The sequence below is a fragment of the Mammaliicoccus fleurettii genome (genome assembly GCF_002018435.1).
Taxonomy (GTDB): Bacteria; Bacillota; Bacilli; order Staphylococcales; family Staphylococcaceae; genus Mammaliicoccus; species Mammaliicoccus fleurettii.
Genome location: NZ_MWJM01000001.1, coordinates 225,167 through 248,928, shown reverse-complemented (window position 1 = coordinate 248,928; position 23,762 = coordinate 225,167). Strand labels below are relative to the sequence as shown.

23 protein-coding genes are annotated in these 23,762 nt (G+C 30.6%); 7 read left to right on the top strand and 16 right to left on the bottom strand.

The genetic code is table 11. The annotated features are described in order from the left end of the window. Window positions 1-75: 75 nt before the first annotated feature. The 3 genes from B2G86_RS01300 to sbcD form a co-directional block, all read right to left on the bottom strand. On the bottom strand, window positions 76-696 hold the full coding sequence (locus B2G86_RS01300; protein ID WP_078356329.1) for an SCO family protein: 621 nt from the start codon (window positions 694-696) through the stop codon (window positions 76-78). A 95-nt stretch (window positions 697-791) separates the two neighbouring features. Further along, window positions 792-3,815, bottom strand: a complete 3,024-nt coding sequence (gene sbcC, locus B2G86_RS01295; protein ID WP_078356377.1) for an exonuclease subunit SbcC — start codon at window positions 3,813-3,815, stop codon at window positions 792-794. 1 nt (window position 3,816) lies between these two features. Next, the gene (sbcD, locus tag B2G86_RS01290) at window positions 3,817-4,944 is read right to left on the bottom strand and encodes an exonuclease subunit SbcD (RefSeq protein ID WP_078356328.1); all 1,128 of its coding nucleotides are present in this window, start codon (window positions 4,942-4,944) and stop codon (window positions 3,817-3,819) included. A gap of 75 nt (window positions 4,945-5,019) precedes the next feature. Between sbcD and B2G86_RS01285 the strand changes: the two genes are divergently transcribed. Then, window positions 5,020-5,529, top strand: coding sequence for a DUF2621 family protein (locus B2G86_RS01285; protein WP_078356327.1), 510 nt, complete (start codon window positions 5,020-5,022; stop codon window positions 5,527-5,529). A 17-nt stretch (window positions 5,530-5,546) separates the two neighbouring features. On the opposite strand, the gene B2G86_RS01280 is transcribed toward B2G86_RS01285, so the two are convergent. The 6 genes from B2G86_RS01280 to sosA all read right to left on the bottom strand — a co-directional run bounded on the left by B2G86_RS01280 (window position 5,547) and on the right by sosA (window position 9,876). After that, a complete protein-coding gene (locus B2G86_RS01280) occupies window positions 5,547-6,017 on the bottom strand; it encodes a CcdC family protein (RefSeq protein WP_078356326.1) in 471 nt (156 codons plus the stop codon). Window positions 6,018-6,055: 38 nt separating this feature from the next. After that, window positions 6,056-6,745 (bottom strand): cytochrome c biogenesis CcdA family protein, encoded by a 690-nt coding sequence (locus B2G86_RS01275; protein WP_133165629.1) that lies wholly within the window; start codon window positions 6,743-6,745, stop codon window positions 6,056-6,058. A gap of 175 nt (window positions 6,746-6,920) precedes the next feature. Further along, window positions 6,921-7,151: a YneF family protein gene (locus B2G86_RS01270; RefSeq protein WP_174221866.1), complete on the bottom strand. Its 231-nt coding sequence runs from the start codon at window positions 7,149-7,151 to the stop codon at window positions 6,921-6,923. A gap of 126 nt (window positions 7,152-7,277) precedes the next feature. Beyond that, window positions 7,278-9,266, bottom strand: a complete 1,989-nt coding sequence (gene tkt, locus B2G86_RS01265) for a transketolase (RefSeq protein ID WP_078356323.1) — start codon at window positions 9,264-9,266, stop codon at window positions 7,278-7,280. 85 nt (window positions 9,267-9,351) lie between these two features. Beyond that, window positions 9,352-9,588, bottom strand: coding sequence for a DUF896 domain-containing protein (locus B2G86_RS01260; protein ID WP_078356322.1), 237 nt, complete (start codon window positions 9,586-9,588; stop codon window positions 9,352-9,354). 78 nt (window positions 9,589-9,666) lie between these two features. After that, window positions 9,667-9,876 (bottom strand): DNA damage-induced cell division inhibitor SosA, encoded by a 210-nt coding sequence (gene sosA / locus B2G86_RS01255; RefSeq protein ID WP_078356321.1) that lies wholly within the window; start codon window positions 9,874-9,876, stop codon window positions 9,667-9,669. Between the two features lie 144 nt (window positions 9,877-10,020). On the opposite strand from sosA, the gene lexA reads away from it, so the two are divergent. Then, on the top strand, window positions 10,021-10,641 hold the full coding sequence (gene lexA / locus B2G86_RS01250; RefSeq protein WP_078356320.1) for a transcriptional repressor LexA: 621 nt from the start codon (window positions 10,021-10,023) through the stop codon (window positions 10,639-10,641). 310 nt (window positions 10,642-10,951) lie between these two features. On the opposite strand, the gene B2G86_RS01245 is transcribed toward lexA, so the two are convergent. From B2G86_RS01245 to B2G86_RS01235, 3 genes are all read right to left on the bottom strand, one after another. After that, the gene (locus tag B2G86_RS01245) at window positions 10,952-11,968 is read right to left on the bottom strand and encodes a CAP domain-containing protein (protein ID WP_078356319.1); all 1,017 of its coding nucleotides are present in this window, start codon (window positions 11,966-11,968) and stop codon (window positions 10,952-10,954) included. A 19-nt stretch (window positions 11,969-11,987) separates the two neighbouring features. Further along, on the bottom strand, window positions 11,988-12,965 hold the full coding sequence (guaC, locus tag B2G86_RS01240; protein ID WP_078356318.1) for a GMP reductase: 978 nt from the start codon (window positions 12,963-12,965) through the stop codon (window positions 11,988-11,990). Between the two features lie 91 nt (window positions 12,966-13,056). Beyond that, window positions 13,057-13,995 carry a metal ABC transporter solute-binding protein, Zn/Mn family gene (locus B2G86_RS01235; protein ID WP_078356317.1) on the bottom strand — a complete coding sequence of 313 codons (939 nt, stop codon included), beginning with the start codon at window positions 13,993-13,995 and terminating at the stop codon, window positions 13,057-13,059. 161 nt (window positions 13,996-14,156) lie between these two features. Between B2G86_RS01235 and rpmG the strand changes: the two genes are divergently transcribed. The 4 genes from rpmG (at window position 14,157) to B2G86_RS01215 (ending at window position 17,828) form a co-directional block, all read left to right on the top strand. After that, window positions 14,157-14,306: a 50S ribosomal protein L33 gene (gene rpmG, locus B2G86_RS01230; RefSeq protein ID WP_078356316.1), complete on the top strand. Its 150-nt coding sequence runs from the start codon at window positions 14,157-14,159 to the stop codon at window positions 14,304-14,306. Window positions 14,307-14,503: 197 nt separating this feature from the next. Beyond that, window positions 14,504-15,949, top strand: coding sequence for an amino acid permease (locus B2G86_RS01225; protein ID WP_078356315.1), 1,446 nt, complete (start codon window positions 14,504-14,506; stop codon window positions 15,947-15,949). Between the two features lie 154 nt (window positions 15,950-16,103). Beyond that, window positions 16,104-16,418, top strand: coding sequence for a hypothetical protein (locus B2G86_RS01220; protein ID WP_078356314.1), 315 nt, complete (start codon window positions 16,104-16,106; stop codon window positions 16,416-16,418). 12 nt (window positions 16,419-16,430) lie between these two features. Continuing rightward, a complete protein-coding gene (locus B2G86_RS01215) occupies window positions 16,431-17,828 on the top strand; it encodes a phosphoribosyltransferase domain-containing protein (protein ID WP_078356313.1) in 1,398 nt (465 codons plus the stop codon). Between the two features lie 60 nt (window positions 17,829-17,888). Here the strand turns inward: B2G86_RS01215 and B2G86_RS01210 are convergent, their stop codons facing one another. From B2G86_RS01210 to B2G86_RS01195, 4 genes are all read right to left on the bottom strand, one after another. After that, window positions 17,889-18,695: a Cof-type HAD-IIB family hydrolase gene (locus tag B2G86_RS01210; RefSeq protein ID WP_078356312.1), complete on the bottom strand. Its 807-nt coding sequence runs from the start codon at window positions 18,693-18,695 to the stop codon at window positions 17,889-17,891. 70 nt (window positions 18,696-18,765) lie between these two features. Continuing rightward, a complete protein-coding gene (gene thrB / locus B2G86_RS01205; RefSeq protein WP_078356311.1) occupies window positions 18,766-19,677 on the bottom strand; it encodes a homoserine kinase in 912 nt (303 codons plus the stop codon). Beyond that, entirely contained in the window at window positions 19,674-20,738 is a 1,065-nt protein-coding gene (gene thrC, locus B2G86_RS01200; RefSeq protein WP_078356310.1) for a threonine synthase, read from the bottom strand. The genes thrB and thrC overlap by 4 nt, the downstream gene beginning before the upstream one ends. Window position 20,739: 1 nt before the next feature. After that, on the bottom strand, window positions 20,740-22,017 hold the full coding sequence (locus B2G86_RS01195; RefSeq protein WP_078356309.1) for a homoserine dehydrogenase: 1,278 nt from the start codon (window positions 22,015-22,017) through the stop codon (window positions 20,740-20,742). Window positions 22,018-22,214: 197 nt separating this feature from the next. On the opposite strand from B2G86_RS01195, the gene B2G86_RS01190 reads away from it, so the two are divergent. After that, entirely contained in the window at window positions 22,215-23,588 is a 1,374-nt protein-coding gene (locus B2G86_RS01190) for an aspartate kinase (protein ID WP_078356308.1), read from the top strand. The last annotated feature ends 174 nt before the right edge of the window (window positions 23,589-23,762 follow it).

Genomic DNA, 23,762 nt, shown 5'->3' with positions numbered 1-23,762 from the left:
GTTCTACATATTACCAATTAAAAACCACACATTTATCGAAATGTCTCGATAAATGTGTGGTTTTCTTAATTATAGTTAATCTTCAATTGGACCTTCTTCAACTAAAGTCTTCACATCTGCTACTATTTCTGATTTAGGAAACTTTTTATCCCCTGCATCTTGACCACTATATGATTTAATTATCTTACCATTTTGATCAATTAAATAGAAACTCGTACCATGTGTTACTTGTGTACTCCCTTTTGGAGGTGGTGCTACTATCGATTTAAAGTTATCTTCTGCATATTGCTTAATAAACTTGAAATCGTAATTTGTAAGTAATGTCCATTTATTGGCAGGTACATTATATTGTTTAATATATTCTTTCAGCTTCTTAGGTGTATCATTCTCAGGATCTACACTAAAACTAATTACACCATAATCCTTTACCCCATCTTTTTCTAATTCATCTATAACTGTGCTCATATTATATGACATAGGTGGACAAACTGTTTCACAATTTGTAAAAATAAAATCAGCTATATAAACTTTACCCTTCATGTCTTTCTGTGAAAATTTATCCCCATTTTGGTCAGTAACATTAAAAGACTGCATTTTATTGCCAAATTGACTGTCTGGCTCAATTGCATTATTACTACATGCACTCGTAATTAGCATAATACTTGCAATTAAGCACAAAAATATTCCCTTTTTCATCGTAACACTCCCATAACTCTGTTAGTTAAAATATATCAAATAAAATTCTTAACTTAAATACGTATTTTGAACTATTTATGTCTTTGATGTGTCAATTAGTTTTCATTAAAGGATGTAGTACTTAAAAATCCATTCTTATTAACATTTAAAATTGTTGGTATTCTCGTCTTTAATTCTGAAACATGTGAAATGATTCCTACTAATCTTCCAGACATTTGTATATTCACTAAAGTATCTAAAGCAGTTTCTAAAGTTTCAGAATCTAATGTGCCGAATCCCTCATCAATAAACATAGATTCCAAATGTATTGCACCCGCTTCTTGTTGTACAACATTAGACAACCCTATTGCTAATGATAACGAAGCTTGAAAAGTCTCACCACCTGATAAGGACGTAATATGCCTAGTTCTATTTGAAAACCTATCAAACACTTCTATCTCCAAACCACTTAGTCCTTGTGACTTTTCTTTTTTACGTACAAGTTGATATCTATTGTTAGTCATTTTAAGAAAATGTCTATTAGCATTATCTAAGATATGATTTAAATAATAAATTAATACATAGTTTTCTAAAGACAGTTTCTGACTATTTTTACCGTTCATTATTCTTGAAAGTTCAATTAATTCTTCTTGATCTTGTAAATCATTTTCAATTTTCTCAACAACTTGTCGAATAGCAATTATTTTTTGCTTGTTTTGATCAATTTTCAGTTGAAGCTGATTCATCTGTTTAACAATAACTGTTAATGCTTCTTTAGCTTCAGTTAATTTACTTTCTGTTTCTGAAGTATCTGCTCTTTCTTTATCTTGAACTTTTTTACTTAATTCCTTCACTATCGCTTTTACTTCTATATATCTTTTGTCATATTGATTAATTTTTTCTTCATACTCGTCAATATGCTTAACTTGTTGAAGTAATTCATCTAATTGTTCATACGATGCAATATTATGTTTGGTCATCTCAGTATTTAAATAATCCGTTGCTAATTTAATTTGTTCTTCAATCATAGATTTACGTTCACTAACAGTTGCTATTTTCATTCGAAGATTTTGCTTTTCTTCATTAAATTTTTCAAGTTGAACAGTTAATTGATTCAACTCATTATCATAAGCCTTAATTTCTATTGCATAAAAGTCTGATTGCTTCTCAAATTTATTTACAGTATCAAATCCAGTTTCTTGTTTAAAGTAAGATAAATCATTCTCATATTTAGATATTAGATGCTTTATGTTGTTTAATTGTAATTCATTATTTGTTATTTTCTTTTCAACATCATATTTGTCATTTTTAAATCTTTGTATTTGTTGCTTTGTCTCTCTATAAATTTGTAACTCATTTACTAATTTATCAATATGTTCAGTTGTATGATTTATTTCTGTTTGAGTATCTGTAATATTTTCTAATTTATTCAATTGTTCGTTGGTTATATTTAATCTTTCGTTATATGATGTTATCTTATTGTTGATTGCATGTAGATTACGTTCAACTTCTAATTGTTGTTCTCTTTCTTTTTTCAAACTTTTAAAATCAACATTTCCATTAATAGACTCTATGATTGATCCACATATAGGACAATCATCACCTTGATGGACATGTTTTTGTATTTTTAAAATTTCATCTTCAACATTTAAAATATCAAACTGTGACTTTTCATTCAACTTTACTTCAAATTGTGTTTTTTCTTTTTCTAGATGAGTTAATTGACTAGTATATTCTTTTTGTTTATCCAACAACTCCAACTTTTCACTATATTGCTTTTGTTTAGTTTGTAGTTCTTGTAAGTTAAGCTTCAATGTTTCTTGTTCTTTAATTTTATCTTGTTCTTCCGACTCATCGTAATGAGTACTTTCTAGTTTACTTTTTAATGTTTCGATTTCGTGCTTATCTTTATCTATTAACTTATTCAAATTCTTTTGTTCTTCTATTATGTTTGGAAATTTAGTTTCCGCTTCTATATATTTATTTAAACTTAATTTAATATGATTTGTATTTTGAACAAATTGACGAAACTCGTTTATTCTCTCACTATTTCTGTTTAGTTGTTCAATTCTTTCAGTTATCTCATTTAAGTTAGTTGTGTTTGATTCTATGCTTTGTTGAATTTCTTCTTCTTGTTTTACTTCATTATTTAAAGAATGTTCTTTATCTCTCAATTGATTATACTGGTACGTCATATTTTGAACAGTCTTTAAATACTTTAATTGTTTTCTAAGATCATTTATTTTTGACTCATCTTTTTTTAATTCATCTAATATCTCTTGTTTTTCAAGTAAAGTATCAAAGGTTTCATTTAATACTTTATCTTGTTTTAATATTTTTTCTATTTCATTAACTTGTTGTTCCTGTTTACCTTTCTCTACCATTGATACTTCTAAATTTTCATGTCCGACTTTTTCATATAAATCTAATGAGTTTAATATCACCTCATAGCGATGTCCTTCAATTGTCTTTATATCTATAAGTTGTTCATTTTCAAAGTCATGCATGTCATTCATATATTGTGATATTTTTTGATAATGGCTTTCTATTAATGCTAATTCTTTTTTCATTTCTAATTCTAATTGATCTTGTAATTCTTCAAATCTATCACTATCAAATAACGTTCTAAGTATACTCCGTTTATCTGTACTATTTGATACTAAAAACTGTTTGAATTCTCCTTGTGGAAGTATGAGTATTTGTCTAAATTGCTTCACATTCATATGTAATAACTGTTTCAAGTAATCATTACTTGTATTTATAGACTTCGTTTCTAAATTCCATTTATCATCTATTTTTTTGTACACTTCTACAGTTGCATTCGAAGGATTTTTATTGCCTTCTTTTATATATTTTACTGTTCTAGTAATAAGATACTCGTCACCTTTAATTTCAAATTCAAATTGTACCTTAGTTGGTAACTTCGGATCTGCAAAGTGACTTCGTAAATCTACTTCTTCTCTAGATTCTGTTGATGTTTTGCCAAACAGTGCATAAACCATTGCATCGAAAATCATCGTTTTACCTGATCCTGTCTTTCCACATATCAAGAAAAGCTGAGATTTAGATAAATGTCTAAAGTCTACTTTCTCATCTATAAATGGCCCAAAATATTGCATATTTAATGATAAAGGTCTCATATTATTCATTCGCTCCTTTATTCAGATGACTTTCTAACAGCTGAATGACTTTATCTTTCTTAATTCCTTCTAACGTTTCTTCAGTCACATGTTTATAAAATGATTCAATAATTTCAATATCGCTTAATGTATGTACATCCACATCTATCTCATCTTGCGCAACTTCATAATCTATTCTTGAAATTTGTAATGTATTTGGATAAATATTTCTAATCTTCATAAGAGGATCAGTAACATGGTCCATATCCGTTAATTTAAAATGAAAATAATCCTCATTATTTTTAACTTCAATTTTCTCATGAATCACATCTTCGTATCTTGCCTTAATGACATGAAATGAGCGTCTTGGTTCAATCGGAATAAATTTCTGTTTAAATGCTTTGTTATCAATCTCAAACAAACGATAACCTTTTGCTTGATTTGCCTCTGAAAATGAATATTGCATTGGTGTGCCTGAATAAAATATGAAATCTGATTTGATAGCAAATGGATGGTGCAAATGACCGAGTAGAACTGCGTCAAAAGCATTAAATGTATTTGCAGTAACTGTTTCAATCGTACCTATTGAGAGCGGTCTTTCAGAGTCTGATGATTCACCACCTGCTACGAATAAATGTCCAACTAATATATTGGTCTCATCTTTGTTCATAACTTGTTCCATTTCACTCATAATATATTCAGTCGCTTCTTGATGCGTATGGATAGTCTTAACATCAAATACATGCTTTACATCTGCTGGTGTAAAATAAGGCATAACATATATATTGATACCCTCCATAGAAATAGGTGTCATTAAGTCGTCATATCCCGTAATGATTTTTAATCCTGTTTTTTCAAACCATCTCTCACCATAGTTAAGACGTTCTTTGCCATCATGATTCCCACTTATCGCAATAATTGGTATTTTAAGTTCTAAATTAATCATCGATAAAGCATCTTCAAGAACAACCATTGCTTCTTTATTAGGATAGTGTAGGTCGTATAAATCACCACTAATCACAACTACATCTGGATCGTGTTCTTTAATTGCATCAAATAATTTATTGAGGATAAACTTTTGGTCTTCTATTAATGATTGGCCATTGATTATTTTGCCTATATGCCAATCAGCAGTATGTAATATTTTCATTATATTGCTCCTTTGCAAATATTTGTTAGACAGGTTGAAAAGCTTCATTTATACTTAGTTTAAGGAGTGATTTCATTGAGTAGCGCATTTATATTTTTTATAGTATTATGGTGCATTGTATTTATATCGTTACTTGCAATCGGTGGATTCTTTATGTTTCGTAAATTCTTAAAGCGCATGCCTAAAGATAACGGTATGAGCGAATTAGATTGGCAAGATTATTATATTCATAAAGCCCTTCCTTTATGGAATGACGAAGCTCGTAGTTTATTAAATGAATTAGTTTCACCAGTACCAGATTTATTTAGAGATGTTGCTAAAGAAAAAATAGGTGGACGCATATCTAAAATAGCTTTAGAAGAACATGCTACAACAATTGAACTCGATCATATTATGCGAGGTTATATCATAGCAACTCCGAAAAGAGATCACAAATTTATGAAGAAAAAACTAACAGAACTTAATATTGATTATACACCATATTTAAATTTGTTCGAATTAGCAGATGATGAAAAAAACAAATTTTCAATCTTTGATCATAAAGAAGAAATCTCTAAAGCAAAAACAAAAACGCACACTCAGTAATTGAGTTGTGCGTTTTTTTAATTAACTAAAGTCTTTTGATCTCTTAGTTTTTTATATTTTACAAACATTGCTATTCTCCATGGCACAATCATGCTAAATGCCAACAAGAAAAACATGCCCGCTAATTGACCTGGGTCAATAGAATCACTCAAAAAGAATTTCCCTACACTTCTGATTATCAGTAAAGTAATTAAAATAACAGGGAACAGTTTAGAGCGTTTCATATATATTTCTGATCCTTTAATCTCAAAATTGGATGTAAAAATAAGAAACAATGAAAAGAATAAACCAACTATAATGGCTTCTATAATTTCTTGACCATTCAATCTAAAATATGGAACAACATACATTAGAGCACCTGTAGCCATAAAAAATGGCGGTAGTACAATTTTTTTAGTGTTAGTCGGATAATTTTGAGCTTTCATTCTAACAACTATAACTGCTAAACCCATTAAAGCTGCTATTATAAATGAAAAAAGCAAATACATATCTAAAACCCCTTATTAGTACGAAATATCATTTATGGTTATTCCAAACCTAAAGATTGGAAGAATATCGTTATCTCTGTTAATAAATCAAAGAATAACAGAATCCCCATAATTATCATAATTATACCACCAAACTTCATGATAGCAACATTGTACTTTTTAATAATTTGTAATTTTGTTATAAAGAAAGTTAGTATAAAGAATGGAATACTAAATCCTAGTACATATAGTAGCATATATAATAATGCTTGTGATGAATTAGTAGCTGCCAATGTTCCAATCGCTGCGATAATTGGTCCGTTACATGGTGTCCAACCTGCCGCAAATGCCATACCAATTAAAAACGTACCAACAAAACCTGAAGGCTTCGCTTTAAAATTAATTTTACGATCTTTCATTAAAAATTGCGGTTGGAATACGCCTAATATAATAAGTCCAAATACAATTATTACAATTGCACCAATTTGTCTTATTAAAGTTTGATAATTTATTAACATACCTGATATGTAACCTATGCCCATTCCTAATATCATATAAATACAACTAAATCCTAATAAAAAGATGATTGTATGTAATATTGCATTTCGGCTAAGTCCTTTATTCTTCAAATCATCATAACTCATTCCAGTTATATATGAAACAAATGCAGGATAGATTGGCAATACACAAGGAGAAACAAAACTTAATATGCCTGCACCAAATGCTACAAATACTGTTAATTCCACAATAGCTCTCCCCCTTACTCTTAATTCTATTTTATCAAATAACAAATAAGTTAAAACACTTTTATTTGAACAATCAGTGAAAACTCAAGATAAAAAGCCAATTACACAATCAAAGTGTAACTGGCTTTTAAAAATATCACGATTATACGTTTTATTTTTACTTATGATTAATATAAGACTATTTAATTTTTTGATCCATATTCTTATTCATCATTGTCATCATTTGGTTGATTTTCTTTTGAGATGGTTTTTGACCCATTTGCATCATCATCATACGTAGCATTTCTTCGTTAATTGGTGGGTTCTTTTTCAAGTAATCCATCATATATTTACGTGCAAGGAAGAATCCAATTGCAAGCCCACCGATTAATGCCACGATGATTAATAATATAGCTAACCATGTTGCCATTATTTCACCCACTTTCTGTATCCTATAAAAGTTTACTAAATTCATTACATTTTATCAAGACGAAACTTAATGTTTCAAAATAAAAAGCCTCAGCCAAATTTCTTGGATGAGGCTTTTGTTGAATAATTAGAAGCTTAATACTTGGTTTAATACATTTTCTTTAGTAAATCCGTATTTTTCTACTACTAAGTCACCAGGAGCACTAGCACCGAATGTATCGATACCAATTACTTTACCTTCAAGACCTACATATTTATGCCAACCTAGAGAAGATGCCATTTCAATAGCGACACGTTTAGTGATTGAAGGAGGTAATACAGAAGATTTATATTCTGCATCTTGTTGATCGAATGCATTCCAGTTCGGTAATGATACTACTTGTACACCTTTACCTTGTGCTTCAATATCTTTTGCTGCATCTACAGCAAGAGAAACTTCTGAACCAGATGCTATTAATAAGTACTCAGGCTCAATTTCAGAGCGATATACTACATATCCGCCTTTACGAACGCCTTCTTCTACTACTGATTCTTCAACATCTAAAGCTGTTAAGTTTTGTCTAGTTAAAACTAATGCTGTAGGAGTTGAATCTGATTCTAGTGCAACTTTCCATGCTACTCTTGTTTCGTTACCATCTGCTGGACGAATTAAATTCAAGTTAGGAATTGCTCTTAAACCTGCTAATTGTTCAACTGGTTCATGCGTTGGTCCGTCTTCACCTACTGCGATTGAATCATGTGTGAATACGAATGTTGAAGGTACTCCCATGATTGCTGAAAGACGAACTGCTGGTTTCAAGTAATCACTGAATACGAAGAATGTTGCACCATATGGTTTAACACCACCATGTACTGCCATACCATTGACTGCTGCAGCCATTCCAAATTCACGAACACCGAACCAGATGTTACGACCGTCTGGAGTTTCGCTATCAAAATCAGCCTCATCTTTAACGTTTGATTTATTTGATGAAGCTAAATCAGCTGATCCACCGAAAAATGCAGGAACTGATTTACTTAATGCTTGAATTACTTCTCCAGAATCAGCACGTGTAGCACTACTATTACCAGGTTCATAAACAGGTAAATCTTTAGCGTAGTCTGCAGGTAATTCATTAGAGATAGCTTGTTTAAATGCTTCACCTAATTCAGGATGTGCATTTGTATACGCTTCAACTAATTTATCCCATGCTGTTTCAGCTTCGTTAGCACGAGTTAACATTGTTTCACTAAATACATCGTAAACTTCTTGTGGCACATTAAATCGTTTTGAAGGGTCTAAACCATATGATTTAAATGCAAGTTCGCGTTCTTCTGCACCTAATGGGTTACCGTGAACACCATTAGTACCAGCTTTATTTGGAGAACCATAACCAATAATTGTTTTTACTTCAATCATTGTAGGACCATCTAATTTTTTAGCTTTAGTTATAGCTTTATCAATTGCTTCTAAGTCATTACCATCTTCGACTAAAATATAACTCCAGCCGTATGAAGTAAATCTTTCTTTAACATTTTCAGAAAATGCTTTATTTAAATCACCATCTAATGAAATATCATTAGAGTCATATAATGTAATTAATTTATCAAGTTTTAAATGACCAGCTAATGAAGCAGCTTCATGAGAAACACCTTCCATTAAATCGCCATCACTTGCTAATACATATGTGTAATGATCTACTACATCATATTTTTCTTTATTGAATTTACCAGCTAAATGTTTTTCAGCCATTGCCATACCAACACTCATAGCAAAACCTTGTCCTAATGGTCCAGTTGTTACTTCAACGCCATCAGTATGGTTAAATTCTGGATGTCCAGGTGTTTTTGAATCCCATTGTCTAAAGTTTTTCACTTCTTCAAGTTCTAAGCTACCTGAAACATGTAATAAACTATATAATAATGCTGATCCGTGTCCTGCAGATAATACAAAACGATCTCTATTAAAGTAATTCTTAGACTGAGGATTAAAATTTAAATGCTTAGTCCATAATGTATATGCCATTGGTGCAGCACCCATAGGTAAACCAGGGTGTCCTGAGTTAGCTGCTTCAATAGCATCTATACTTAAAGCACGAATTGAATCTACTGCAAGTTGATCTTTTTCATTAAACATAAATGTAGTCTCCTTTATTCTTGTAATCCCTTTTCATTATACATGAAAAAAATTCGAAAATTAATTATTATCTCTTAATTTATATTTATTTCCTAATATTATTATTTTTTTGAATTTCTTTCACTTTATCTGGCGTAACATCATTACCTTCTGGATCGATAATTTTTGTACTTTCTATCGTACTTTTAAAGTTACCTCGAAATGCTTGTAAATATTCAGCTCGCAATTTAGTCTGTTCTTTCGCTTCTGATTCCGACAAACCTTCTGTCTTCTTTTTATTAGCGAGTTCATTGATTCTATCTATTTTTGCTTTATCTAACATATTATCCCCACTTTCTACATACATAAAAGATACCAAAAAATACGAGTAAATCCAAATGGATTTACTCGTATTTTTCAATTATTCTATAGACCCTATTAATGTATTTGAATTAGTTAAATGATTAGGTTGTTTATCTTCATGTTGTTTAATTTGATGATCTGTCATCTCGTACGTCTGTTCTGTTGTATAGATATCACTCGACTGTGCTAAATATAAATATCCTATTAATAGAGTCATTAAGAATACTGCCAAATATACTAATACCGTCTTCTTTATTGTAATTGTCATACTCAATTCCTCCTAGAACGTTTGTTTGTATTTTTATAATAACAGAACAAATGTTCGTAGTCAATAAAAATACGAACAAATGTTTGTTCGAAGGAAACGTATGTGCTATAATATGATTAAATAATTAATTGGGAGCGTGCGACTATGAAAGAATTAACTAAACGTCAATCTGAAATATATCAATTCATCAAACATATAGTACAAACGAAAGGGTATCCACCTAGTGTTCGTGAAATTGGTTTAGCAGTTGGCCTTGCATCAAGTTCTACAGTACATGGTCATTTATCTAGATTAGAAGAAAAGGGATATATCAAACGTGACCCAACTAAACCTCGTGCAATTGAAATAACTGAAACTGTTGGAGAGAACATCAATCAAGAGAATACAATTCACGTACCAGTTATAGGTAAGGTTACAGCAGGTATTCCAATTACAGCTGTTGAAAATGTCGAAGAATACTTCCCATTACCTGCACATTTTACTTCTACACATAATAGCAACATCTTTATTTTAGATGTAATTGGCGATAGTATGATAGAAGCTGGCATATTAGATGGAGATAAAGTTATTGTTCGTAGCCAATCCATTGCTGAGAATGGCGATATCATTGTCGCTATGACAGAAGATGATGAAGCAACTGTTAAACGCTTCTATAAAGAAGAAAAGAGATATAGACTTCAACCTGAGAATAATACAATGGAACCAATTTACTTAGATAATGTAACAGTATTAGGTAAAGTAGTAGGATTATTTAGAGAGATGTAATAATACAAAAAAGGAGATGCAAATGCATCTCCTTTTTTTCATATTCCCGTTATCGAGTTCTTTTTGCTAATGTCATATTAATTATGAAACATCTTTTTTATTTAATAATTCTTTAATACGTTCTAATACATCTAAATCTTTACGTTTTATTTCTTTACTTTCCATGTAAAACTTCCCCTTTAATTGTTATTCCACCAATCAAATTATTAGAAACAACATGTGTTAAACATTTAAGGAAATATGAAATAATGACTTATCTCGATATAATTATATCAAAGTTGCTAAGATAAAATCTGCTTTTATCTTTGTTCTATTGCTGTGTGATGTAGTTTTCCGTCCAATAAGGCTGTAAATCTTCGCCTATATCAACACCTACACCTAACTCTTTATAATCTTTATTTAAAATGTTCTTTCTGTGTCCCAGTGAATTCATAAGACCATGATGTGCATAAACACTACTTATTTGACCATATGCTAAGTTTTCACCTGCTGTTATATAATCAAAGCCATCATTGTCTAATCTGTCAAATGGAGATAAACCTTGTTTATTTGTATGATCAAAATAATCATTATCAACCATATCTTGACTATGCTTTCTTGCAGTCTGACTCACATTTTCATTATAAGATAATGTAGGTAAGTCAAATTGAACACGTTCAGCATTAACAAGATCAAAGTTTTGTAATTCTAATGCGATTTTATAATCATCAGATGCTGCATGATATTGGTTCGTACGTTTATCTTCAGTTGATGATGCAATTTGCATTATACCTTTAATTTGATTATTCTCATGTTTATCATAAAAAACGGTTGTATAGATATTATCAAATTTGAAAACATCGTAATCTTCATCATTTTGAATGAGCTTCACTTTATCTTTATTTATTTCTTTTTCTGGTTCACCAAGAATCGAACGAACCTTTTCCTTGTTCATTTTACTTGTGATACCTTTTTGGGATGTTATTAAGTCTTGGTTCGTATATAAACCTGTTACTTTGTCATTATCATAACTTACCATTACAAATTCATGATAATCATTATGATATACATGCCATTTCTCGTTATACTCATTAGCGGTTATCCGCTTAGGTTTGCCAAGTTTCTTTTCAACTTCACTTTTTGTTTGATTGATTTGAATATTATTAATCGCAAACTCTTGGTCATTTGGTGTCTTAAGTTCAACTTTGCTTGTTGACTGTTCATGTTGCAGTCCTTGTTGAACATTCAATACTTTTTGTTGAATTTGTCTAGATAAATCTGATTCAGGGACAGGCTTGATAAGTGTTATAAATAACAATAATAAAAATAAATAAAATACTTTTTTCAAGTCGTCACCTCACCTATATTTAGTCGCGGTCACCATTAAATATTGAATTTCGAACAATTACGTAATCCACTTTAGTGATAGAATGCAAGTCTTTTCCACCTGCATATGAGATTGAACTTTGTAAATCTTGTTCTATCTCTACTAAAGTATCTTTTAAAGAGCCTTTATGTTCTACAAACATTTTTTTACCCTCAACGTTTTTACGTTCACCTTTTTGAAATTCTGATGCACTACCAAAATATTCTTTATATAATTTGCCTTCTAATTCAACTGTTTCACCTGGTGATTCTTCATGTGCAGCAAACAATGAACCAACCATTACCATGCTTGCACCAAATCTAATTGATTTTGCTATGTCACCATTTGTTCTAATTCCACCATCAGCAATCATAGGTTTTCTAGCAGCTTTACTACATGAATTAATAGCAGCTAATTGCCATCCACCAGTGCCGAATCCAGTTTTAATTTTAGTGATACATACTCTCCCTGGTCCGATTCCTACTTTAGTAGCATCAGCGCCAGCATTTTCTAGCTCACGAACACCTTCAGGAGTACCTACATTACCAGCAATTACAAATGTTTCTGGTATATGTTGTTTGATGTGTTTAATCATTCTAATAACTTGTTCAGAATGACCGTGTGCTATATCTATTGTTATATATTCAGGAACAAGTCCCTCATTAGATAGTTGTTCAACAAAAGTATATTCAGTGTCTTTTACACCTACAGATATAGATGCAAATAAGTTTTGACTTTGCATTTTTTTGATAAATGGAATACGTGCTTCCTCATCAAAACGATGCATGATATAAAAATAATCATTACTAGCAAACCACTCAGCTAGTTCTTCATTCATAACTGTTTGCATGTTAGCGGGTACTACCGGTAATTTAAATGTTTTTGGACCGAATTTAACAGTAGTATCGCATTCTGAGCGACTTTCTACTATACATTTATTTGGTATTAATTGTACATCTTCATAATCAAAAATTTTCATATCAATGACCTCTTTCAAATCTATTAATAATAATCCAATAGTTACTATACATGGTTAGTTGGTAAAAGTAAACGAAAACTGACTATATTTATTATTTATTTAATGCTTTATCAAGCGTTTTTATATTTTTCTCCATTAAAGTTTGGTACGAAATATTTTTCTGCTTATTTTCTTTTTTAGTTAACACTTCTAAATTGTGGAATTTCAGCGGTTTACTATTAGTATCTTTCTTTATTATATCTGTAATTTTAGAACTTACATTTTGCTCATACAATATATATGGTGTTTTTGCTTGATTAATATTTTTTATAATTTCCAAAATTTCTTTTTGACTTGGTTCTTCATTATTCATACCTGTTACACCCGTTTGTTTAAAATGGTATCTATTTGCTAGGTAACCTAAAGAATCATGAGAGATAAATATTGTATCTCTTTTCGGACTTTCCGTAACGGTCTTTAATTTATGATCTATTTCTTCAATATCCTTAATTAACTTCTTATAATTATTCTCATAATCATTTTTATGGTCTGGATCTTTTTGGACAAGCTTATTCTTAATCGATTTAGCTGCTTCTTTATTTGCAATTGGATCTAGCCAAATATGTGGGTCCTGCTTATTTTCTGGTTCTTCTTTATGGTTATGTTCTTCCCCATGCTCGTGATGATGTTCTAAAATATCATTACCTTTTAAATTTGGAATAGCTTCTAATTTATAATCTTTATTTTTAATGGTAGAACTTATCTTTTTTGCCACAGGATCAAGTTCTTTAGAAGAAAATATAAAAAGGTCACTTTTAGCAACATTGATCATTTCTTTTTGAGTTGGTTCATAATTATGTAAATCTGTACCACTTGGATATATTGAATCTACTTCAACATGTTCTCCTCCAATTTGTTTAGCAAAACTTTCATATGGATAATTTGTAGCATAAATTTTTAATTTATCATTTTTAGAGTTTTGATTCCCACAACCTGATACGACTACCAAAATTGCAAGCATCATAAAAATCATTTGATATATTTTTTTCATCTAATAACTCCTAAATAAGTATTTTCATTAATTATAACAATATACGCTTTTAAACATAATATCGCAATCTTACTGAAACAAAATTTTACATATTGATAACAAATTTAAAATATGATAAAGTTATAAAGCGTAATGATTACTAAATAGAAAGGCTGATGAACATGCGTGTTAATATCACGTTAGCATGTACTGAATGTGGCGATAGAAATTATATTTCTACTAAAAACAAACGTACTAACCCTGAACGTATTGAAATGAAAAAATATTGTCCAAGATTAGGTCGTCACACTTTACATCGTGAAACTAAGTAATTTCTTATTTTAATAAGAAGATATACGACACAAAAAGTCATTTCTTTGAAATGACTTTTTTATTTATAAATATATTTTATCACTTTAAAGCATTTATGCGTTAAAATTTATGTTGCTTATTTCATGAATTACTAATAAAATATAATGTATATTTTAATTTCAGAATAATCGTAAATGTAGAAAGTATGGTGAACTATATGGAAGAAATGAAACGTGGATTAAAGACAAGACATATATCAATGATTGCCATCGGTGGATCAATTGGTACGGGATTGTTTATGGCAAGTGGTGCTGTCATTACTCAAGCTGGACCTGGTGGTGCACTAATAGCATATTCTATTATTGGTGTTATGCTTTACTTTTTAATGACCGCAATTGGAGAATTAGCAACTTTTTATCCAGTGTCGGGATCATTTAGTGCTTATTCTAGTCGATTTATTGATCGCTCTGCTGGTTTTACAGTTGGTTGGCTATATTGGATTATATGGGCACTCGTTACAAGTGTAGACATTTTAACTGCTGCAAAAATCATTACTTATTGGGAAGTCTTCCAAAATGTAAACCCATTTATATGGAGCATTATTTTTCTAGTTATTTTATTTTTACTCAATGCCTTTACTGTTAAAGCTTTCGGGGAAGCTGAATATTGGTTAAGTTTTATTAAAGTTGCAACTATTATTATCTTTTTAATTGTAGGTGTACTTGTAATCTTCGGTATTTTAGGTGGTAATGAACCACTTGGATTATCAAACTTCACTTATAAAGAAGCACCATTTGTAAATGGTATTTCAGGATTTTTAGGTGTACTTCTTGTTGCAGGATTTAGCTTTGGTGGTACAGAAGTTGTTGCAGTAACTGCCGGAGAATCTGAAAATCCAAAAGAATCAATGCCTAAAGCAATTAGACAAGTATTTTGGAGAATCTTATTGTTTTATATTTTAGCAATTGCAGTAATTGCAGCAATTATTCCGTATACTGACCCATTATTATTAAATAAATCAAATACAGTAACACAAAGTCCTTTTACTATTGTTTTTGATAGAGTTGGTATTGCGTTTGCAGCTTCAATTATCAATGCTGTAATCTTAACAGCGCTTATTTCTGCGGGTAATTCAGGATTATATGCTACTAGTAGATTACTTTATTCATTAGCACAACATAAACAAGCACCAAAATTCATTAATAATTTAAACAAAAATAACATGCCTTTTATATCATTATGTGTAACTATCGCTTTAATCTTCATATCAATCATTTATGCAACTATTAACACTGATGGTTATTACAGATTATTAAATATGTTAGGTGCACTTGTAACACTCGTTTGGTTAATGAGTATCATTAGTCATATTAGACTAAGAATGGCTATTAAAAAACAAGGACAATCAGCAACTGATACTTTAGAGTATAAAGCACCATTATATCCGTTAGGACCGATTATTGTTATTGCTGTCATTGCTTTCTTATTAATCGGACAATCCTTTGACAGTATAATGACTTTAAATTATCCTGTATTAATTGAATCGTTCTTACCAATTATTTTAGGAATTATTGTTTACTTCATTCATAAATTTGTAACGAAATCTAAAATTATCAAACTTGAAGATATAGATTTAACTAAACATAATTATGATAATAAATAGTAATCGTTTAAACACCCACTCATTTATATTTTGAGTGGGTGTTTTTTTATATTTCAAATACCAACTTCTTAAATTTTATTGAACTTTTTCATATCACAACATATATAGTATAATGAATATAAATAATTAATAATGATAAAAAGAAGGTGTAATAATGGCTGGCCAAACTAATTTATTTGATGACGTTATGAAACAAGATGAGCGCTTTGTAATTGTGGTTCAAAGTATTTATGACAAACAACCTCAACTCGTTAAAAAAACATTAAGAGAATATACAAGTTTAACAAGAGAACAGATGCAATCCTTATTTGATCATCTGAAAGATTTATATTTGAATGAACCATTTGAGGACAACCAAGCATTCTTTGACATTACTGTTTATACAAATCAAGACTATGCAGCAGACCAAATATATGCGCATATAAAAAGAAAAAAACATAGTCATGAATGGACACATACAAGCAAATAAAGGAGTAATGATATGTCCCACGTAAGCAAAGTTTTTCCTTTAGATAATGAGCAACAAGTTGAAGTAAAGGTCGTAAAAAATAGATTTGATTTTGAAATTGACGAAATGTTAGCAATAACTCAAGAAGAACAATCAGATTTCCCTTTTATCCCTGTATCACCTTGTTTAGGTTATTCTAGAGGGCTATATCCTGAACACCCCTTACTTATTGGTTTATTACTAGGCTTTTTATATCATGAATCTTTAACTGGTGAAACAGATGAACGTATTCATAATATAGCTAAAGCAATCAATAGTAAAAATCGTGGCAAAATGATTCAAGCTTTAAACACAGTAGAAGCGAACAAACTCGGTCACTATCCGCCGACACGCTTCCTTGGATTAAGTGAACGTGCAGTGAATTTAGGGCAATCCATTTTCAGTTTATTCGAAGACGATGTCATGTTTTTAGCATCAACAAGAGATAAGATCATATCACATCCACCTTTATTAGATCATGATGATATAGTCGATCCACTTGAACGTTTATTTTTCTATACAAAAGATAAAGACTTTTTTGATAATGATGAACGAATTGCAATTATTGATAACCATTTATTAAATGGTTTATCCGTATTAAACCTAATTAAAAAGATTTATGATAAATACCCTGAAAGAGAAACATTCACTGTTTTAACCCCTATAGATTTAAGATCAGCAAGTGTAAAAGAAGCTTTCTCTAGTCTCGAAAAGTCTTTAAATATAAAAATCAATATTATATCGCTTATGACTTTCAATGTAGAAATACAAGAAAAAGATAATTCAACAGAAAATTTAATTCAAAACCAACTTCTTAAAAATGAACAACATGAAACTAAAGTACAATATCATTCTTTAAGAAATGTTATTAACGATCATTTTATCGTAAAAGCACAAAACATGTTACGTGATGGTACGATACATGACAATCCATACTTTATTTCAACAGGTAGATTTACATTAACCGGTAAAGAACAACAAATCTCTGAAGAGCTATTTCAACGAATGGGAGAATTATTAAACGATTTATTAGATGATTCACCGAAACTTGTTATCGGTGTTGGTGAATTCTTGTATATCCCATTACAGATTGCTCGTTATTTACCTGGTAAAAATATAAATGTTCAAGGAACAACAAGGTTTAATTTTGATTTAAGTACATTGAAACATTCAAATAAAAAAATAAGCTTTATGTCTCCTTTAGAAAGAACAATTACACATTACCTTTATAATTTAAATATTGATCAATATGAAGAAATAATTGTTTTTGTAGAAAGACTTAGACATAAAACTGAAATTGATGATTTAGTACAACAACTAAAAATACTTGGTGCTAAATCTATCCTCGTTATAGAAATGACTTCAATTTCATTTAATGAAGATCGATATTAATAGACAAAAATAAAAATACAGATAAAACCATTGTTAATTTATGGTTTTATCTGTATTTTTTTATTGATTCAATAATTTTTCTAATGCTGTTACAATACCATCATGGTCATGATCATCTGTTACTACATCAGCTATATCTTTTATCGTATCGTTAGCATTACCCATTGCTACACCTACAGCTGCTTTTTCTAACATATCTGAATCATTTAAACTGTCACCAAAAGCGATTACTTCTGAGAAATCTGCATTGATTTGGTCAAATAGTTTCTGTAATGATTTACCTTTTGATACTTGTCCATCCATAAATTCTAAAAAGTACGGTTTACTTATTGTAGAAGAAACTTGATTATTGAATTTACCATTAAGTTCACTGTTCGCTTTTGCAATATTTTCTACATAATCTACGCCCATTACTTTAGGTACATCTCCATCAATAACCTCTTTAATATCTTCAACTTTTTTCATTGGTAGTCCTGTTAACTCACTTTCAATATTCATATAGTCATGCGTTCTATCATGTATAATTTGATCATTTAAATATGTTAAGTAAAAGAAATTATGCGTTCTACAATAGTCGATAATTTGGTATGCATCATCCCGACTAATTGTTTGTTTAAACACAACTTCGTTATCTTGTGCATCGATTACGTAAGCTCCATTATAGCTCACAATATATCCACCATTATTTTTTAAATCAAGTGCGTCAGCATGCTTCATCATACCGGCTGTAGGTCTACCAGAAGCAAGTATCAATTTCATACCTTGTTTTTGTTTTTCTTTTAAATATGTACTTGTTTTTTCACTTATTTCATTTTTTGAAGTTAAGAGTGTATCATCCATATCCATTATTATGTATTTATAAGCCATGTTTATCTCCTTAAAATATAATGATGCTTACATTCTATCATATATAGAATATAAGCATCTCAATTATCGTCTATAAGTTAATTATTTTTTGACTAACTCCATATCGATTGATAGTTACTAATTCTGATTCACAATCTTGGAATCTATTTTGTAATTCTCTTACGAGTTTACCACTCAATTCTTTTTTAATTAAAGTTAACACAGTAGGTCCTGCACCACTAATGACAGTTGCATAAGCTCCATATTGTAGAGCAAGTTCTTTAATGTTTTCAAAGTCAGGAATTAAATGTTGTCTATATGGCTCATGAAATCCATCTTTCATCATCATTTTGCCTGCTAACTCATAATTATGCTGAATTAAAGCACTAATCATCGTATTGCTAATTGCACTATATTTAACAGAGTCTTTTAAAGTTAAAGTTTCAGGTAAGACTTTACGCGCTTTTTCCGTTGATAATTCATATTCTGGAATAGTTGCAATAACATCGACTTTAGGAATATCAATATATGATACATCTGTTTGTTTCACGTCAGGATCATATACACCAAGGACTAGTCCACCATAAATCGTTGGCGCAACATTATCTGGGTGACCTTCAATTTCAGTAGCAAGTTGTAATAATTCATATTTAGATAGCTTCAAATTCGCAAAATAATTTGCTAGAAATAAACCTGTCACAAGCGCTGAAGCTGAACTTCCTAATCCTCTTGCTAAAGGAATATCGCTATACATTTTTAAATTTAAAGCGGGCATACTTTTAGAAAACTTTGCTGTTGCAGTTTGAGCAATTTTTGTAATATAGTGTTGCTCATCGTTTGGTAATCCTTGTAAATGTGGACCAATGTGTTCAAAATGCCATTGTTTATCTTCTGATAGATGCGCTTCAACTTCTAAATATTTATCAAGAGCCATTCCTATAGAATCAAAGCCAACTCCTAAATTAGCTGTTGATGCTGGTACTTTAAGCTTTAATTTCTTCATTTTAATGCACGCTCGATATAATCTATAATTGCTTGTTCATCATTCTCTAATGGCGTGATTGGAGAGTCTAACAAATCGATTGCAGTATCAGGATCTTTTAATCCATTACCAGTTAATATAGCAACAACAGTTTGATTTGGCTCTAATTTACCTTGCTCATGTAACTTTAACAAACCAGCTATCGATGCATTACTTGCAGGTTCACTAAATACACCTTCTTTGCTTGTCATAAGCTTGTATGCTTTTAAGATTTCATCATCTGTCACACTATCTATTAATCCATTAGATGCATCTCTTGCCGCTTCAGCTAGTTTCCAGCTTGCTGGATTACCAATTCTAATAGCTGTAGCTACAGTTTCAGGATTTTTAATAACTTTACCTTGAACGATTGGTGAAGCTCCTTCAGCTTGGAATCCACACATTACAGGTAAACCTGATTGTTTTAAGTTATCAAATTCTTTGAAGCCTTTCCAATATGCAGTAATATTCCCTGCATTTCCAACTGGTATAGCAAATAAGTCTGGTGCTTTACCATCAAGTTGTTCAACAATTTCAAAGGCACCTGTTTTTTGTCCTTCTATTCTATATGGATTTACAGAATTAACTAAAGCAATTTCGCCTTTTTCTGCTACTTTTTTAACAATATTTAATGCTTCATCAAAATTACCTTTAATTGAAACAATTTCTGCACCATACATCACAGCTTGAGCTAATTTACCAAGCGCGATTTTACCCTCTGGAATAACCACGATCGCTTTCATTCCAGCTCTAGCAGCATATGCAGCAGCAGATGCTGAAGTATTACCTGTAGAAGCACAAATAACTATCTTCTTGCCTTCTTCTTTAGCTTTTGCAACTGCCATTACCATACCTCTATCTTTAAATGATCCAGTAGGATTAAGACCTTCAAATTTAGCAAATAAATTAATATTTAACTTATCCGACAAATAGGGTAAATGTATTAATGGTGTATTTCCTTCATTTAAAGTTAATTTAGGTGTACCTTCATTTACAGGTAAATATTCTTTATAATTGTGAATTAATCCTTGCCATCTTCCCATTCTACTTGTCTCCTTCTATTGGATAATATTTAACAATATTTATACCATTTTCTCTTAATGTCTCAATTGGTAATTCATCAATACCTCTAATAACGACTCCATAAGTATTTTCTGTACGCTGTTCTACTTTTACACTTCTATGAAACTCTATAGCTTTTTTAATCTCATCTCTTAATTCATCTTCTTCTTTGTCATTTTCAACAATTATGAAGTGGCTGCTTTTTAATGGGAATTTAACAACTTCTTCTTCAACGATTTCTTTAGTTTGCTCAGTTTTCAGTTCAAAATGCGGAGGCAAAGTATGTAAATCAGATTCAAATTGTAAGGCTACATTTAATAAATCAGAAACTACTGCACTACCTGTAGCTAGACTACCTGCTCCTTTACCATAAAACATTGTATCTCCAACTGCATCACCAATAACGTATATTGCATTATACTCATCTTCAACATGCGCCATTTGATGGCTATTTGGAAGTAATGTAGGTTTAACACTGGCTAAGACTTTACCATTTGCATATTTACCTTGCCCTATTAATTTTATTTTGTAGCCTAATCTTTCAGCAACTTTAATATCTTCTATTTCTACGTCGGAAATACCTACTCTTTCAACATCATTCAACGATATAACTCTATTAAATGATAAATAACTCGTAATCACAACTTTACGAGCTGCGTCTACACCTTCAACATCATCTGTTGGATCTGCTTCTGCATATCCTAAATCTGTTGCAAGTTGTAAAGCTTCTTCATAAGATTTTCCTTCACGAGTCATTTGACTAAGAATGAAATTAGAAGTTCCATTAAATATACCCATAAACTGATTAATGTTGTTTGCATTCAAACCGTTATTAATCGCATTTACAATTGGTATACCTCCAGCAACGCTTGCTTCATATTTTAGTGCAACTTTATTTTTTTCTGCTAAGTCTTCCAATACTCTTAAATGTACTGCTAGCAAATCTTTGTTTGCTGTAATGACATGAATACCTTTTGATAAAAATAACTTTAACCATTCAACAGTAGGTTCTATTCCACCCATTACTTCAACGACGATATCTAATTCATCGTCATTTAATATATCGTCTATATTGTCAGTTAAATGATAACTAGAAGTATTAATTGCTCTTTTCTTGCTAACAGAGTTAACAAGAATATGTTTAATATGTATAGATTTACCTATTGTGTCTTCTATTTGCTTTTTATTTTCTTCAACAATCTTTACGACGCCTGTTCCCACAGTGCCGAGACCTAATACTGCTACATTTAATACTTTCATTTTCTCACTCACCTTAAATATATTGTTCTTGTTAAAAATACAAATGTCTACTTGAAATAGACTCAACTTTATTATAGTATAAATTCATTAAAGTTTTTTGTAAAGTTTGAATAATTAGAATTAATAGTAATATTATCATTATTTCTGGCTTTGTAAAGAGCTACAATTACATTACCCCCAGTAAAAGGACTGATAAAATGAAAGTTTCAAAATTTGGCGGAAGTTCCGTCGCAAACAGTGAACAGATTAAAAAAGTATTAAACATCATCAATTCTGATGATGAAAGAAAAATTGTTGTTGTATCTGCACCCGGAAAAAGATTTAAAGAAGATGTAAAAACGACTGACTTATTAATACGCTTATACGACAAAGTAATAAATAAATTGGATTATTCAAACAAACTACGCCAAATTATCGAACGTTATGAGGAAATTGTTAAAGAGTTGGAAATGGATTATTCTATTTTAGATGAGTTGAAAAACGACTTAGTATGTTTAATAGACACATACAACAATCAACCTGAAAGATTATTAGATGCATTAAAAAGTTGTGGAGAAGATTTTAACGCCCGTATTATCGCTCAATATAATAATCAATTGGGGTTCCCCACTCGTTATTTATCACCTAAAGAAGCAGGCATTATCGTTACTGATGAACCTGGAAATGCAATGATATTAGAATCCTCATATGAACAGATTTATCAATTACGTCAATATGATGAAACACTTATTATTCCTGGATTCTTTGGCTATTCTGAAAACAATGATATCGTAACATTCCCTCGTGGTGGTTCTGATATTACAGGAGCTATTTTAGCAAGGGGTATAAAAGCTAGCCTTTATGAAAACTTCACAGATGTATCAGGTATTTTCCGTGCAAATCCAACAGTCGTTTCTCAACCGGAAGTAATTCCAGAAATTACTTACAGAGAAATGCGTGAGTTATCATATGCTGGATTTGGTGTTTTCCATGATGAAGCTTTAGAGCCATTATATAAAGATCGTATACCTGTTGTTATAAAAAACACAAATAGACCGACTGATACAGGAACATATATTGTCAGTGAACGAGATGTATCAAACTTATCTCAAATCGTATCAGGAGTGAGTTGTGATAAAGGTTTCACTATTATAAATGTTAAAAAATATTTAATGAACAGAGAAGTTGGCTTCACTAGAAAAATATTAAGTATTTTAGAAGATGAAAATATTTCTATCGAACATATACCATCTGGAATTGATAATTTGAGTATTATCATGAGAACAACACAAATACATGGAAAAGAAGAACGTGTTTTAAACAAAATTAGAGAACAAATTAAAGTTGATGAACTAACTATTGACTATGATTTAGCAATATTGATGATTGTTGGAGAAGGGATGAATAAAGCAATTGGTACAGCAGCCGGAGCAGCAGCTGCTTTAAGTAAAAATAAAATTAATCTTAACATGATTAACCAAGGATCATCAGAAATATCAATGATGTTTGGAATTGATCAACAATATTCTGATATCGCTGTTCAAGCAATATATAACGAGTATTTTGTTAAAGAAACGACTCAAATTATATAAGCTAATGATAAGAGCTTGGAGCATATTTCCTAACTCAAAAAAATAAGCATGTCACGTAACTGATTTTTAAAGTTTACAGTGATATGCTTATTTATTTATAAAATTCCACGATTTTGTTCGTGCATTTGCCAGGGGGTATGGTTCGAGCCTGTAGTCTCTCACGCATACTTTTCC

Coding starts and splice junctions, on each gene's coding strand:
- B2G86_RS01300 (WP_078356329.1), bottom strand. CDS start 696: ATGAAAAAGGGAATATTTTTGTGCTTAATTGCAAGTATTATGCTAATT.
- sbcC (WP_078356377.1), bottom strand. CDS start 3,815: ATGAGACCTTTATCATTAAATATGCAATATTTTGGGCCATTTATAGAT.
- sbcD (WP_078356328.1), bottom strand. CDS start 4,944: ATGAAAATATTACATACTGCTGATTGGCATATAGGCAAAATAATCAAT.
- B2G86_RS01280 (WP_078356326.1), bottom strand. CDS start 6,017: ATGTATTTGCTTTTTTCATTTATAATAGCAGCTTTAATGGGTTTAGCA.
- B2G86_RS01270 (WP_174221866.1), bottom strand. CDS start 7,151: ATGGCAACATGGTTAGCTATATTATTAATCATCGTGGCATTAATCGGT.
- tkt (WP_078356323.1), bottom strand. CDS start 9,266: ATGTTTAATGAAAAAGATCAACTTGCAGTAGATTCAATTCGTGCTTTA.
- B2G86_RS01260 (WP_078356322.1), bottom strand. CDS start 9,588: ATGTTAGATAAAGCAAAAATAGATAGAATCAATGAACTCGCTAATAAA.
- sosA (WP_078356321.1), bottom strand. CDS start 9,876: ATGACAATTACAATAAAGAAGACGGTATTAGTATATTTGGCAGTATTC.
- lexA (WP_078356320.1), top strand. CDS start 10,021: ATGAAAGAATTAACTAAACGTCAATCTGAAATATATCAATTCATCAAA.
- guaC (WP_078356318.1), bottom strand. CDS start 12,965: ATGAAAATTTTTGATTATGAAGATGTACAATTAATACCAAATAAATGT.
- B2G86_RS01235 (WP_078356317.1), bottom strand. CDS start 13,995: ATGAAAAAAATATATCAAATGATTTTTATGATGCTTGCAATTTTGGTA.
- rpmG (WP_078356316.1), top strand. CDS start 14,157: ATGCGTGTTAATATCACGTTAGCATGTACTGAATGTGGCGATAGAAAT.
- B2G86_RS01225 (WP_078356315.1), top strand. CDS start 14,504: ATGGAAGAAATGAAACGTGGATTAAAGACAAGACATATATCAATGATT.
- B2G86_RS01220 (WP_078356314.1), top strand. CDS start 16,104: ATGGCTGGCCAAACTAATTTATTTGATGACGTTATGAAACAAGATGAG.
- B2G86_RS01215 (WP_078356313.1), top strand. CDS start 16,431: ATGTCCCACGTAAGCAAAGTTTTTCCTTTAGATAATGAGCAACAAGTT.
- B2G86_RS01210 (WP_078356312.1), bottom strand. CDS start 18,695: ATGGCTTATAAATACATAATAATGGATATGGATGATACACTCTTAACT.
- thrB (WP_078356311.1), bottom strand. CDS start 19,677: ATGAAGAAATTAAAGCTTAAAGTACCAGCATCAACAGCTAATTTAGGA.
- thrC (WP_078356310.1), bottom strand. CDS start 20,738: ATGGGAAGATGGCAAGGATTAATTCACAATTATAAAGAATATTTACCT.
- B2G86_RS01195 (WP_078356309.1), bottom strand. CDS start 22,017: ATGAAAGTATTAAATGTAGCAGTATTAGGTCTCGGCACTGTGGGAACA.
- B2G86_RS01190 (WP_078356308.1), top strand. CDS start 22,215: ATGAAAGTTTCAAAATTTGGCGGAAGTTCCGTCGCAAACAGTGAACAG.